Origin of the sequence: Mycobacterium sp. G7A2, assembly GCF_041902445.1 — a bacterium.
Taxonomy (GTDB): domain Bacteria; phylum Actinomycetota; class Actinomycetes; order Mycobacteriales; family Mycobacteriaceae; genus Mycobacterium.
In genome coordinates, this window is the sequence record NZ_CP169251.1 from 4614571 (window position 1) to 4627506 (window position 12936).

13 protein-coding genes are annotated in these 12936 nt (G+C 69.0%); 6 read left to right on the forward strand and 7 right to left on the reverse strand.

Features of this window, described 5'->3' with window-relative positions:
• Positions 1-47 precede the first annotated feature (47 nt).
• Positions 48-1313, forward strand: a complete 1266-nt coding sequence (locus ACEWX3_RS21845; RefSeq protein WP_207067801.1) for a primosomal protein — start codon at positions 48-50, stop codon at positions 1311-1313.
• 24 nt (positions 1314-1337) lie between these two features.
• Here ACEWX3_RS21845 and ACEWX3_RS21850 read toward each other — a convergent pair whose 3' ends face one another.
• From ACEWX3_RS21850 to ACEWX3_RS21860, 3 genes are all read right to left on the reverse strand, one after another.
• Positions 1338-2426, reverse strand: coding sequence for an adenosine deaminase (locus ACEWX3_RS21850; protein ID WP_374157681.1), 1089 nt, complete (start codon positions 2424-2426; stop codon positions 1338-1340).
• A gap of 9 nt (positions 2427-2435) precedes the next feature.
• A complete protein-coding gene (locus ACEWX3_RS21855; protein ID WP_221350800.1) occupies positions 2436-3746 on the reverse strand; it encodes a thymidine phosphorylase in 1311 nt (436 codons plus the stop codon).
• Positions 3747-4009: 263 nt separating this feature from the next.
• Positions 4010-4414: a cytidine deaminase gene (locus ACEWX3_RS21860; protein ID WP_207067803.1), complete on the reverse strand. Its 405-nt coding sequence runs from the start codon at positions 4412-4414 to the stop codon at positions 4010-4012.
• A gap of 242 nt (positions 4415-4656) precedes the next feature.
• Between ACEWX3_RS21860 and sdhC the strand changes: the two genes are divergently transcribed.
• The 4 genes from sdhC (at position 4657) to ACEWX3_RS21880 (ending at position 8130) form a co-directional block, all read left to right on the forward strand.
• The gene (sdhC, locus tag ACEWX3_RS21865) at positions 4657-5085 is read left to right on the forward strand and encodes a succinate dehydrogenase, cytochrome b556 subunit (protein WP_221349105.1); all 429 of its coding nucleotides are present in this window, start codon (positions 4657-4659) and stop codon (positions 5083-5085) included.
• Between the two features lie 71 nt (positions 5086-5156).
• On the forward strand, positions 5157-5576 hold the full coding sequence (locus tag ACEWX3_RS21870; protein ID WP_152519566.1) for a succinate dehydrogenase hydrophobic membrane anchor subunit: 420 nt from the start codon (positions 5157-5159) through the stop codon (positions 5574-5576).
• A 15-nt stretch (positions 5577-5591) separates the two neighbouring features.
• Positions 5592-7346, forward strand: a complete 1755-nt coding sequence (sdhA, locus tag ACEWX3_RS21875; RefSeq protein WP_374157682.1) for a succinate dehydrogenase flavoprotein subunit — start codon at positions 5592-5594, stop codon at positions 7344-7346.
• A gap of 4 nt (positions 7347-7350) precedes the next feature.
• Positions 7351-8130: a succinate dehydrogenase iron-sulfur subunit gene (locus ACEWX3_RS21880; protein WP_163673331.1), complete on the forward strand. Its 780-nt coding sequence runs from the start codon at positions 7351-7353 to the stop codon at positions 8128-8130.
• Positions 8131-8136: 6 nt separating this feature from the next.
• On the opposite strand, the gene ACEWX3_RS21885 is transcribed toward ACEWX3_RS21880, so the two are convergent.
• The gene (locus tag ACEWX3_RS21885; protein WP_374159915.1) at positions 8137-8895 is read right to left on the reverse strand and encodes a MerR family transcriptional regulator; all 759 of its coding nucleotides are present in this window, start codon (positions 8893-8895) and stop codon (positions 8137-8139) included.
• A 71-nt stretch (positions 8896-8966) separates the two neighbouring features.
• On the reverse strand, positions 8967-9830 hold the full coding sequence (locus tag ACEWX3_RS21890) for an alpha/beta fold hydrolase (protein WP_207067805.1): 864 nt from the start codon (positions 9828-9830) through the stop codon (positions 8967-8969).
• An 85-nt stretch (positions 9831-9915) separates the two neighbouring features.
• Between ACEWX3_RS21890 and ACEWX3_RS21895 the strand changes: the two genes are divergently transcribed.
• Complete coding sequence (locus ACEWX3_RS21895) at positions 9916-10419, forward strand: CGNR zinc finger domain-containing protein (protein ID WP_207067806.1); 504 nt, start codon at positions 9916-9918, stop codon at positions 10417-10419.
• 7 nt (positions 10420-10426) lie between these two features.
• Here the strand turns inward: ACEWX3_RS21895 and ACEWX3_RS21900 are convergent, their stop codons facing one another.
• Both ACEWX3_RS21900 and ACEWX3_RS21905 read right to left on the reverse strand, forming a co-directional pair.
• A complete protein-coding gene (locus tag ACEWX3_RS21900; RefSeq protein ID WP_207067807.1) occupies positions 10427-11620 on the reverse strand; it encodes an AI-2E family transporter in 1194 nt (397 codons plus the stop codon).
• Positions 11621-11710: 90 nt separating this feature from the next.
• Positions 11711-12922: a glycosyltransferase gene (locus ACEWX3_RS21905; protein ID WP_374159916.1), complete on the reverse strand. Its 1212-nt coding sequence runs from the start codon at positions 12920-12922 to the stop codon at positions 11711-11713.
• Positions 12923-12936: the final 14 nt, after the last annotated feature.

Below are 12936 nucleotides of genomic sequence, written 5' to 3' on the forward strand. Positions count from 1 at the left end.
CGCGGGGCGCGGCCGGCCAGCGGTGCCCGGTAGCTAGGCTGTGCCGCATGGCTGCTGACATCGTGCCCATCCAGCTCAAGCTGACGAAGGGCGACGTGTACACGTTGTGGGCCCCGCGGTGGCGCGCCGACGGCGACGAGTGGGAGGCCTTCCTCGGCAAGGACGAAGACTTCTACGTGTTCGAGTCCGTCGCCGACCTGGTGGCCTTTGTGCGCACCGACACCGACAACGACCTCGCCGACCATCCCGCGTGGGAGAAGCTGACCGAGGCCAACGCGCACAGGCTGGTCCCGTCCGAGGCACACACGCACGACGTGGTCGGCTTCGAGGAAGTTTTGGCCGAGAAGCCCACCGACGACAGCGTCAGCGCCGTGCACGGTGCACTGGCCGTGGTCTCGTCGATCGGATCGGTGTGTGAGCTGCCCGCCGTCACCAAGTTCTTCAACGGCAACCCGGTGCTCGGCACCGTCGGCGGCGGAGTCGAGGCCTTCGCCGGGCGCGCCGGGCGCAAGCGGTGGGCCGAGATCGAGAAGATCATCGCCCGCGGCTGGGACAACGTCCTGGAGGCCATCGACGCGATCATCACCACTCCCGACGTCGACCGCACCGCCGCGCAGAAGGCGCAGGCCGAGCTCGACGAGCCGGCCCCCGAGTTGGACGACGACGTGGCCGAGGACGACGTCGTGATCGACGACGTGGTGGACACCGACGAAGAGTCCGCCGAGCTGGAAGCAGCGGCTCAGACCCGGGTGCTCGGCAGCGACGAAGACTTCTGGCAGCGGGTCGGCATCGACCCGGTGCGCATCATGACCAGTGGCGGCACGCTGTTCACGCTGCGCTGCTACCTCGACGACCGGCCGATCTTCCTGGGCCGCAACGGCCGCATCAGCGTGTTCGGCTCCGAGCGCGCGCTGGCGCGCTATCTGGCCGACGAACACGACCACGACCTGTCCGACCTGGCCACCTACGACGACATCCGCACCGCGGCCACCGACGGCTCGTTGCGCATCGACGTCACCGACGACAACGTCTACGTGCTCACCGGAATCGCCGACGACCTGGCCGAGGGGCCCGATGCCCTCGACCGCGACCAGCTCGAACTCGCGGTCGAGCTGATCCGCGATGTCGGCGACTATGCCGAAGAGGCCAGCGTCGAGACCAAGCTGGCGCCCGACACCGCGCTGGGCCGGGTCATCGGCCACGTCCTCGAGCCGGACGAGACCGGACGCCCGACCGGCGGATCGTTCGCCGACGCCGTCGAGCAGTGGGAGTCGCTGGAGTCCTTCGTCGAGTCCCGCCTGCGCCAGGAGTGATTTCGCCGCGCCAGGTGCGCGGGGTCAGCCGATCAGCACGGCGTAGCGGGGTTTGATGACCTCGTCGATGATGGCCAACCGCTCGGGGAAACTGATGAACGCCGACTTCATCGCGTTGATGGTGAACCGCTCCAGATCGCTCCAGCCGTAGCCGAACGCCTCCACCAGCCGCAGCATCTCCAGGCTCATCGTGGTGTCGCTCATCAACCGGTTGTCGGTGTTGACCGTGACCCGGAAGCGCAACCGGGCCAGCCTGTCGAACGGATGCTCGGCGATGCTGGCCACCGCGCCGGTCTGCACGTTGGAACTCGGGCACATTTCGAACGGGATCCGCTTGTCCCGGAGCAGCGCCGCCAGCCGACCCAACCGCGCCGTGCCGTCGGAATCGACCTCGATGTCGTCGACGATGCGCACGCCGTGGCCGAGCCGGTCGGCCCCGCAGAACGCGATCGCCTCATGGATCGACGGCAGCCCGAACGCCTCCCCGGCGTGGATGGTGAACCGGGCGTTGTTGCTGCGCATGTACTCGAACGCGTCGAGGTGGCGGGTCGGCGGATGGCCGGCCTCGGCCCCGGCGATGTCGAAACCGACCACCCCCTGGTCCCGGAACCGCACCGCCAACGCGGCGATCTCGTGGGACCGCGCGGCATGACGCATCGCGGTGACCAGACAGCGCACCACGATCGCGTGGCCCTCGGCCGCGGCGACCTTCTCCCCGTCGGCGAACCCGGCCAGCACCGCGTCGACGACCGCGTCCAGCGAGAGCCCGCCGTCGATGTGCAGTTCAGGGGCGAACCGGATCTCGGCGTACACGACGTTGTCACGGGCGAGGTCTTCGACGCACTCGCGGGCGACCCGGTGCAGCGCTTCGGGGGTCTGCATGACGCCGACCGTGTGTGCGAACGGCTCCAGATAACGCACCAGCGACCCGCTGTGCGCCGCGGTGCGGAAGAACGTGGCCAGCTTGTCGACATCGGATTCAGGCAGCTGGTCGTAGCCGTACTGATCGGCGAGCTCGAGCACGGTGGCCGGGCGCAGGCCGCCGTCGAGGTGGTCGTGCAACAGCGCCTTGGGCGCCTGCCGAATGGTCTCCAGCGTCAACGGTGTGGTCACTGCAACCTCCTACATCCCGATCCGGTCGATGATCAGCGGGCGCGCGACGGGAGCCTCGTCCCCGACGGACCAGGCGCCGTCGAGTTGGGCCAATGCTGCCCCGAAACGTTGCGGCGTGTCGGAGTAGAGGGTGAACAGCGGCTCACCGGCGGCGACGGGTTCACCTGGCCGGCGGTGGATGCGCAGGCCCGCCCCGAACTGCACCTGCTCACCGGGCATCGAGCGGCCCGCTCCGAGCCGCCACACCGCAAGCCCTACCGCCATCGCGTCGATGTCACCCATCGTGCCACCGCGCGGCGCGGTGAGGGTCTCGCTGTGCTCGCCGAGCGGTAGCGCCTCGGCGCGCAGCGCCGCCACGTCACCACCCTGGGCCTCGACCAGCGCGCGGAACCGGTCCATCGCCGTGCCGTCGCGCAGGGTCTGCGCCGGGTCGACGGCGTCGAGTCCGGCGGCGTCGAGCATCTCCCGGGCCAGCGCCAGCGTCAGCTCGACGACGTCGTCGGGACCGCCGCCCTCGAGTACCTCCAGCGACTCGGCGACCTCGACCGCGTTGCCGACGGTACGGCCCAGCGGCACCTCCATGTCGGTCAACAGGGCGCGGGTGGTCAGTCCGTGCTCGGTACCGAGGTCGACCATCGTGCGGGCCAGCTCACGGGATTCCGCCTCGGTGGCCAGGAAGGCGCCCGAGCCGACCTTGCAGTCGAGCACCAGCGCGCGGGTGCCCTCGGCGATCTTCTTGCTCATGATCGAGCTGGCGATCAGCGGCAGCGACTCCGTCGTGGCGGTGACGTCGCGCAGCGCGTAGATCTTGCGGTCGGCCGGCGCCAACTCGCCGGCAGCGAAGATCGCCGCGCCGAGGTCGCAGAGTTGTTGGCGGATCTGGGCTTTGGTGAGCTCGCCGCTGAATCCGGGGATGGACTCCAATTTGTCCAGCGTGCCGCCGGTGTGACCGAGCCCCCGCCCGGCCGCCTGCGGGACCGCTCCTCCGCAGGCCATGATCACCGGCACCAGCGGGATGGTGATCTTGTCGCCGACGCCGCCGGTCGAGTGCTTGTCCACCAGCGCCAGCGGCGTGCCGTCCATCGACCGCAGGTTGGTGAAGTCCAGCCGCTCCCCCGAGTCGATCATCGCCGCGGTCCAGCGGGTGATCTCGGCGCCGGTCATCCCCCGCAGGAAGATCGCCATCAGCAGCGCCGACATCTGGGCGTCGGCGACCCGGCCGTGGGTGTAGGCGTCGATGACCCAGTCGATGGCCTCGTCGGACAGGGCTCCCCCGTCGCGCTTGGTCCGGATCACGGACGGAGCATCGAGATGCGACATCGATTTCAGCGCGTCGAACGCGCTGTCGGACACCGGAGCGCCCCCAGGCGCGACATTCGGCACCGGAGCGCCCCCGGGCGCGACATTCGACACCGGAGCGCCCCCGGGCGCGACATTCGACACCGGAGCGCCCCCGGGCGCGACATTCGACACCGGAGCGCCCCCGGGCGCGACATTCGACACCGGAGCGCCCCCGGGCGCGACATTCGACACCGGAGCGCCCCCGGGCGCGACATTCGGTACCGGAGCGTCGAACGACCCGGTCATGACCGCACCCGCGCCAGGTCGTCGGGCCCGAAGGCGTCGGGCAGCAGGTCGGCCAGCCGGCGGGGCCCGGCGGGATGGTCGACGAGCAGCTCCGGACCGCCGTGCTCCAGCAGGAGCTGACGGCACCGGCCGCACGGCATCAACGGGGCGCCGGTGGCGTCGACGACGGCGAGCGCGACCAGCCGTCCGCCGCCACCGGAATGTAGTGCGCAGACCACACCGCACTCGGCACAGAGACCTAGGCCATATGAGACATTCTCCACATTGCAGCCGGTCACCATTCGGTCATCGTCGGTCAGCCCTGCCGCCCCCACCGGGAACCGCGAGTACGGCGCATAGGCGTCCTTCGATGCCGCAATCGCTTTGTCCCGCAATGTCTCCCAATCGATCCCGGCCGTCATTTCCGACTCACCGACCCCTCATCTGAATGCATTCCGAATCCCCGTCCGTCGGCTCGGCCGGCCGAATAGGCAGACCTAACTTCACACCTTTGACGCCCTGATCGGCTCCACGCTAGTTCGATCGAGGTGGATGATGGGTTTAGAGTCGCCCCGAGGTTTGGGGCAGCGGTCCAGGCCACGCCTGTCACGGGGGGGCCTCGAGGGCCCCGCCCCGAGCGTCCACCGATGGCGTTGGAGGCCAGATGAGCACGCAGACACCGAGTCTGACCGGAAGCGAGGCGGCACCCGCCCCGCGGCTGCGTCGACGCACCTTCTACCGCGGCGATCCCGGGATGTGGTCGTGGGTGCTGCACCGCATCACCGGTGCGACGATCTTCTTCTTCCTGTTCGTCCACGTGCTCGACACCGCGCTGGTGCGGGTCAGCCCCGAGGCCTACAACGAGGTCATCGACACCTACAAGACCCCGATCGTCGGCCTGATGGAGATCGGCCTGGTCGCCGCGGTGCTCTACCACGCGCTCAACGGGGTCCGCATCATCCTGATCGACTTCTGGCAACAAGGACCGAAGTACCAGAGGCTCATGCTGTGGGTGATCGCCGGCGTGTGGCTGGCCGTGATGATCCCCGCGGTCGGGGTCATCGGCATGCACATGGCGGAGCGGTTCCTGTGAGCGCCGTCGAACACCGCCGGGGCGAGAACCCCTACGACCACATCAGCGACCGCGGCGGTCCCGCCCCGGTGATGCAGAGCAGCTACGACCGGCCCGCCGGCCTGGACAACCCGCGCTCCAAGCGGCGCGGCGGCGGCATGCCGAACTTCGAGAAGTACACCTGGCTGTTCATGCGGTTTTCCGGCGTAGCGCTGATCTTCCTGGTGCTGGGCCATCTGTTCATCGGGCTCATCTGGGATGGCGGCGTCTATCGCATCGACTTCAACTACGTCGCGCAGCGCTGGGCCTCGCCGTTCTGGCAGACCTGGGACCTGCTGATGCTCTGGCTCGCCCAGCTGCACGGCGGCAACGGTATGCGCACCATCATCGCCGACTACAGCCGCAAGGACTCCACCAAGTTCTGGCTGAACACCCTGCTGGCGCTGTCGGTCGCCTTCACGCTGGTGCTGGGCACCTATGTGCTGCTGACCTTCGACGCCACGATCTCCTGACGAGGAGCAGAAACCATGATCGTTGAACATCGCCACGACGTCGTCATCGTCGGCGCGGGCGGCGCGGGCATGCGTGCCGCCGTCGAGGCCGGTCCGCGGGCGCGGACCGCGGTGCTGACCAAGCTCTACCCGACCCGGTCCCACACCGGCGCCGCCCAGGGCGGGATGTGCGCCGCACTGGCCAACGTCGAGGAAGACAACTGGGAGTGGCACACCTTCGACACCGTCAAGGGCGGCGACTACCTCGCCGACCAGGACGCGGTCGAGATCATGGCCAAGGAGGCCATCGACGCGGTGCTCGACCTGGAGAAGATGGGGATGCCGTTCAACCGCACCCCTGAGGGTCGCATCGACCAGCGCCGGTTCGGCGGGCACACCCGCGACCACGGCAAGGCGCCGGTCCGGCGCGCGTGCTACGCCGCCGACCGCACCGGCCACATGATCCTGCAGACGCTGTACCAGAACTGCGTCAAACACGACGTCGAGTTCTTCAACGAGTACTACGCCCTCGACATCGCCATGACCCAGACCCCGTCGGGCCCGGTGGCCACCGGTGTCATCGCTTACGAGCTGGCGACCGGGGACGTCCACGTCTTCCACGCCAAGGCGATCGTGTTCGCCACCGGCGGTTCGGGCCGGATGTACAAGACCACCTCCAACGCGCACACGCTGACCGGCGACGGCCTGGGCATCATCTTCCGCAAGGGACTTCCGCTGGAGGACATGGAGTTCCACCAGTTCCACCCGACCGGTCTGGCCGGGCTGGGCATCCTGATCTCCGAGGCCGTGCGCGGCGAGGGGGGCCGACTGCTCAACGGCGACGGCGAGCGGTTCATGGAACGCTACGCGCCGACGATCGTCGACCTGGCCCCGCGCGACATCGTCGCGCGCTCCATGGTCCTCGAGGTCCTCGAGGGCCGAGGCGCCGGACCCAACAAGGACTACGTCTACATCGACGTGCGCCACCTCGGCGAGGACGTGCTCGAATCCAAGCTGCCCGACATCACCGAGTTCGCCCGCACCTACCTCGGGGTGGACCCGGTCAAGGAGCTCGTGCCGGTCTACCCCACCTGCCACTACGTGATGGGCGGCATCCCGACGACGGTCAACGGCCAGGTGCTCTCCGACAACACCACCGTCGTGCCGGGCCTCTACGCCGCCGGCGAGTGCGCGTGTGTGTCGGTGCACGGCGCCAACCGGCTGGGCACCAACTCGCTGCTGGACATCAACGTCTTCGGCCGTCGCGCGGGCATCGCCGCGGCGAACTACGCGCTGGGCCACGACTTCGTCGAGCTGCCGGAGAACCCGGCCGGCATGGTGGCCGGTTGGGTGGGCGACATCCTGTCCGACCACGGCAACGAGCGCGTCGCCGACATCCGCGGAGCGCTGCAGCAGTCGATGGACAACAACGCCGCGGTGTTCCGCACCGAGGAGACCCTCAAGCAGGCGTTGACCGACATTCACGCGCTGAAGGAGCGGTATTCGCGAATCACGGTGCACGACAAGGGCAAGCGCTACAACAGCGACCTGCTCGAGGCGATCGAGCTGGGCTTCCTGTTGGAGCTGGCCGAGGTCACCGTCGCCGGGGCGTTGAACCGCAAGGAGTCTCGCGGCGGGCACGCCCGCGAGGACTACCCGAACCGCGACGACACCAACTACATGCGCCACACCATGGCCTACAAGGCCGGCGAGGGCCTGCTGGCCGACATCCGCCTGGACTACAAGCCCGTCGTGCAGACGCGCTACGAGCCGATGGAACGGAAGTACTGAGAAGATGACTATCGCTCCCGAGGTCGAGACGAAGGATCCCGAACTGCCACCCGTTCCCGAGGGCGCGGTGATGGTGACGCTGAAGATCGCGCGGTTCAACCCCGAGGACCCGGATGCCGCCGGCTTCCAGAGCTTCCGGGTGCCGTGCCTGCCCACCGACCGGCTGCTGAACCTGCTGCACTACGCCAAGTGGTATCTGGACGGCACGCTGACCTTCCGCCGCTCCTGCGCGCACGGGGTGTGCGGCTCGGATGCGATGCGCATCAACGGCGTCAACCGGCTGGCGTGCAAGGTGCTGATGCGCGACATGCTGCCCAAGAACCCGAACAAACAGCTCACCATCACGATCGAGCCGATCCGCGGTCTGCCCGTAGAAAAGGATCTGGTCGTCGACATGGAGCCGTTCTTCGACGCCTACCGCGCGATCAAGCCGTACCTGATCACCACCGGCAACCAGCCGACCCGCGAGCGCATCCAGAGCCAGACCGACCGGGCCCGCTACGACGACACCACCAAGTGCATCCTGTGTGCGTGCTGCACCACCAGCTGCCCGGTGTACTGGACCGAGGGCTCCTACTTCGGCCCGGCGGCGATCGTCAACGCCCACCGGTTCATCTTCGACTCGCGTGACGAGGGTGCCGCCGAGCGGCTGGACATCCTCAACGACGTCGACGGGGTGTGGCGCTGCCGCACGACGTTCAACTGCACGGAGTCCTGCCCGCGCGGCATCCAGGTCACGAAGGCGATCCAGGAAGTCAAGCGCGCGTTGATGTTCGCCCGCTAGGGCGCATCAGGCGAGGCGGTCCGCGTTCGCGTGGATCGCGTCGCGGCAGTAGGCCGCGAGCCCGGGCAGTCCGAACGTCTCGTCGTAGGTCTCGACGTATCTCGGGTCGCTGACGTACATGTCACCCAGGTTGGGGTGAAAGTCCGGCGGGCAGTCGTAGAACCAGCGGTTGACGTGCAGGCGGTGCTGCTCGGCGGCGTCCATCGCCTCGGCCGAGTCGGCGGGTAGCCCGGCCCGGAACGCGTCGGACAGGGCCTTTTCGACCGCTTCGCCCTCGGCCTTGATCCGGACCCATTCGGCCTTGCCGTAGGACTTGGCCCGGCGTTGCGACTCCTGCCAGGCGTCGGTCTCACCCCACTTCTGCTCGGCCTCGGCCTGATAGTCGTCGAAGCCGGGACCGAACAGCTCACGCATGTCGTCGTCGGTCATGGGGGTGTTCGTCATCGCCTTCTCCAGTGCCTGATCGATTGCCTCGACGAGCGTGGCCATCTCGTCGAGCCGGGACATGACGCGTTCGCGCTGGCGAATCAGGTGGCTGACCTCGTCCCCTTCTGCCAGCAGGCTCGCGATCTCGTCGAGCGGGAACTCGAGCCTGCGGTAGATGATGATCTGGGACAAGCGGGTGAGGTCTGCCGACGTGTAGACCCGGTAACCCGAGGCCGTTCGCCGGCTCGCGGTCAGCAACCCGATGTCGTCGTAGTGGTGAAGCGTGCGGACGGTGATGCCGAAGCGCTCCGCGACCTCACCCACCGTGAGCTCGTCCACCTGCTTCTCCTGCGTCATGTCGATCAGGGTGGCGCCTGACGCCACGTGAGGGTCAAGGCGTCAATCGTGACTCATCCCCGGCGGACCAGGAAGTCGCGCATCAGCTCGGTCACCTCCGGCAGCGCGCTCTCCAACAGAAAATGGCCGCCCTCGAACAGGTGGATCTCGGGGTCCACGGCGTCCTCGGCAAACGCCCGCGCGCCGTCCGGGCCGAAGAACGGGTCCCCGTCACCCCACACCGCGAGCACGGGCACTCCGCTGGCGCGCAGGTAGTCGTGCAGCTTGGGGTACAGCGTGGGATTGCTCGCGTAGTCCAGGAAGAGTTTCAGCTGGACGGCGTCATTGCCCGGCCGCGACAGCAGCGCGTAGTCGTGATGCCAGGTGTCGGGGCTGACCACGCTGGGGTCGGGCACGCCGGCGAGGTACTGGTGCCGGGTCGCCTCGAACGACAGGAACTCGCGCAGCGCGGCGGCCGTCTCGGGGTTCTGTTCCCGCTGGTAGGCCCATACCGGCTGCCAGCCTTCGGGGACGAAGCCGGCGTCGTAGCCGTTGCCGTTCTGGGTGACGATCGCCGTGATCGCCGCGGGGTCGCGCAGCGCCAGCCGCCACCCGACCGGCGCCCCGTAGTCCTGGACATAGATCGCGTACCGGTCGACTCCGAGCTGTGCGAGCAGGCCCGCGGTGTGATCGGCCAGCGCGTCGAAGGTGTAGTCGAACTCCTCGACCGGGGGTGCGTCCGAATAGCCGAAACCGAGGAAGTCCGGCGCGATCACCCGGTACTGGTCGGCCAGTTCCGGGATGAGGTTGCGGAACATGAACGAGCTGGTCGGGAAGCCGTGCAGCAGGACGATGACGGGGGCGTCGGCGGGGCCGGCCTCCCGGTAGAAGACTGCGCGACCGGCGACGGTGGCGTAGCGATGATGAACGGCCGACATAACTAACTCCTAATCGCTGTTTTGCTGGTTAGCCGCAGTCAACCGGAAAGCATGTAACCTGTCAAGAGACGTTTGGAGGTTAGCGATGGAGTTGTGCGTCACCGGCACCGACGACGAGGCGCTGCTGCTGGACCTGTTGAACACCACCCCCGTCATCGACGGTGTCCCGACCGACGACCTCGCCGACCCTCACGACGCCGAGGCGTGGCTGGCCGCGCGCGGCCTCGCCCTGGAACCAGCCGAACGCGACGCCCTGATCCGGGTGCGCGCGGCGCTGCACGCGGTGGTCCGAGACGGCGCCTCACCCGAACTGTTGGCACCCTTCCTGTCCGGAGTCGACCTGCGCCCGGTGGTGCACGACAGCGGAGTGACGTGGCAGGTGAGCGGCGCCGACACGGCGGCGCGCATGGCGCTGGCCTGGGACGGCCTGCGCATCAGCCATCCGGGCCGGCTCCGGCCGTGCGCCAACACCGCGTGTCATCTGTTCCTGCTCGACCGCAGCAGACCCAACAACGCGCGCTGGTGCTCGATGGCCGTCTGCGGCAACAGGATGAAGGCCCGCAGGCACTATCAGCGCACCCGCGCCTGATCGACGGTCAGGGCACCTCCGCCGCGGCGTCCGCGTCGTCCTCGCTGTCCGGCTCGGCCCCAGCGTCGGATTCGGGGCCGGCTTCTGCTTCGGAGTCGGCGTCGGGTTCGGCCCCGTCGCCGGTCAGCCCGGACACGTGCTCGCCGTAGTAGCGGATGATCTCGGCTGCCGCGGCGGCCACCGGAACCGCCAGGAACGCCCCGATCACCCCGAACGTCGACGCCCCCAGGGTGACCGCCAGCAGGACGATCACCGCGTGCAGGTTCATCGACTTCGACTGCAGCCAGGGCTGCAACACGTTGCCCTCCAGCTGCTGCACCGCGACGATGATGCCCAGCACGATGAGGGCGTCGACCGGACCGTTGGACACCAGCGCGATCAACACCGACAGGCCGCCGGCGACGAACGCGCCGACGATCGGCACGAAGCCGCCGATGAACGTGATGATCGCCAGGGCGTAGGCCAGCGGCACCCCCACGATGACCAGACCGATGCCGATCAGCACCGCGTCGATGAGGCTGACCACCGCCTGGGTGCGGATGAATCCGCCTAGGGTGGACCACACCCGCTCGGACACCCCCGCCAGATGCGGCCCGGCCGGACGGCCGACATGGCGACGCAGCCACGGCAGGAACCGCGGCCCGTCCTTGAGGAAGAAGAAGGTCACCACGATCGCGGTGAACACGGTGACGAGCGCCGACGTCGCAGCGCCCACCCCGGAGAACACCCCGGTGGCGATCTGGGTCCCGCTCGAGTTGAGCCGATCGGTGATCGCCGACACCGCCGAATTGAGTTGGGATTCACTGATGTTCAGCGGCGGGCCGCCGAGCCAGTCGCGGACCTTGACGACACCGGCGGAGGCCTGTTGGGCGAGCTCGGTGGACTGCTCCACCACCGCCGGGGCCACGGCCGCGATCACCCCGGCGACCACGAGGACGGCCAGCAGCAGCGTCGCCATCACCGCCGCCGCCGGCGGCAGGCCCTTGCTACGCAGCCAGCGCACCGGCGGCCACAGCACGGTGCACGCGATCAACGCCAGCAACACCGGCAGCAGGATCACCCACGTCTCCCCCACCACCCAGGCCAACACCCACAGCGCCGCGGCGACGGCGACGAACTGCACGGCGACGACCGCACTGGAGCGTAGATGCACGGCGTACACCGACCCGCGATCACGGCCTTGCGTCGTTTCCTCGTTCACGCCCCTCTTCTTACCCACCGCGCACCCCCGTCACCGCGAATCCGGCGCGAAACGCGTCACCCGCGGCCGATAGCGCGCCCGATTCGCCGACTAGAGCCGGCGCTCCAGCAGGTCGGCGCCCCGGCGCACACCGCCTGTCGCGGCGAATCCCGCCGCGACGGCGGCGGCACCGTCGGTCATCGTCATCGCGGTGCGCACCGCCGAACGCAGCCGGGGCACGGTCAACCGGCGCGCCGGCAACCGGGTGCCGCACCCGGCGACCTCCACCCGGCGCGCCACCTCGAACTGATCGCGACCGAACGGCACTGCGCAGACAGGGATTCCGCGACTCAACGCCTTCTGGGTGATTCCCATACCGCCGTGGGTGACGACGCAGACCGCCCGTTCGAGGACCAACGAGTGCGGCACGAACCGAGCCATCGTCACACCGGGACGGCGAAACACCTCGGCGTCCTCGTCGGCCGGCCGCGTCGCCACGATGTGCACCGGTTCGTCGCGCAGCGCCGCCACCGCGGCATCGACGAGCGCCTCGTCGGCCTGCCGCACCGACGAGGTGGTCACCAACACCACCGGCTCGTCGATCTCGTCGAGCCAGCCAGGACGATCCGCCCGAGGGTCGAATTCTGCGGGACCGATCAACTCCACCGAATCCCCCCAGTCGGTGTGGGGATACTCGAACGGCTTGCCCGTGGTGACCAACAGCAGCGGCGCGCGCCGCAACAGCGCATCGGCGCTGTCCACCGCGGCAAGGCCCAGCCCCGCGCGCACCGGGGCCATGCCTGTGCGGAACGGCCGATCGAAGACGACCCCGGTGACGGTGCCGACGCCCCAGTCCCGCACGCGGCCCCACCGCCCGGGCAACGGACGCTTGCCGGCGCCGAACGGCGGAGAACCGGGGCTGCGCAGGTACGGCACGAACGGCGACAACGCCGTCCACGGCCGCGACTGGGCCTCCGCCGCAGAGAGGGCTCCCCAGCAGTTCGCGTCGACGATGATCAGGTCCGGGTCGGTCGCCCGCACCGCGCGCTGGAAATCCCCGACCTCCGCCGCCGCGCGTTCGGCCAGCTCGCGCACCGTCTTGCTGGCTGACACCAGGACACCCGCCGCACTGGAGGGCTGCAGGTCCTCGAGGTGAGCGTCGACGGGGGCGGCCTTGAAGCCCAGACCTCGGCACATGTCCACCCCGGCGGCCAGCGTCCGGACGTGGATCTCGTGACCGCGCCCCGCCATCTCCGTCAGCAGGGCGCAGAACGGGAACAGATGCCCGAACGCGGGCGGGGTGTAGGCCAGCACTACCGCCATCGCACCCGCCCCGG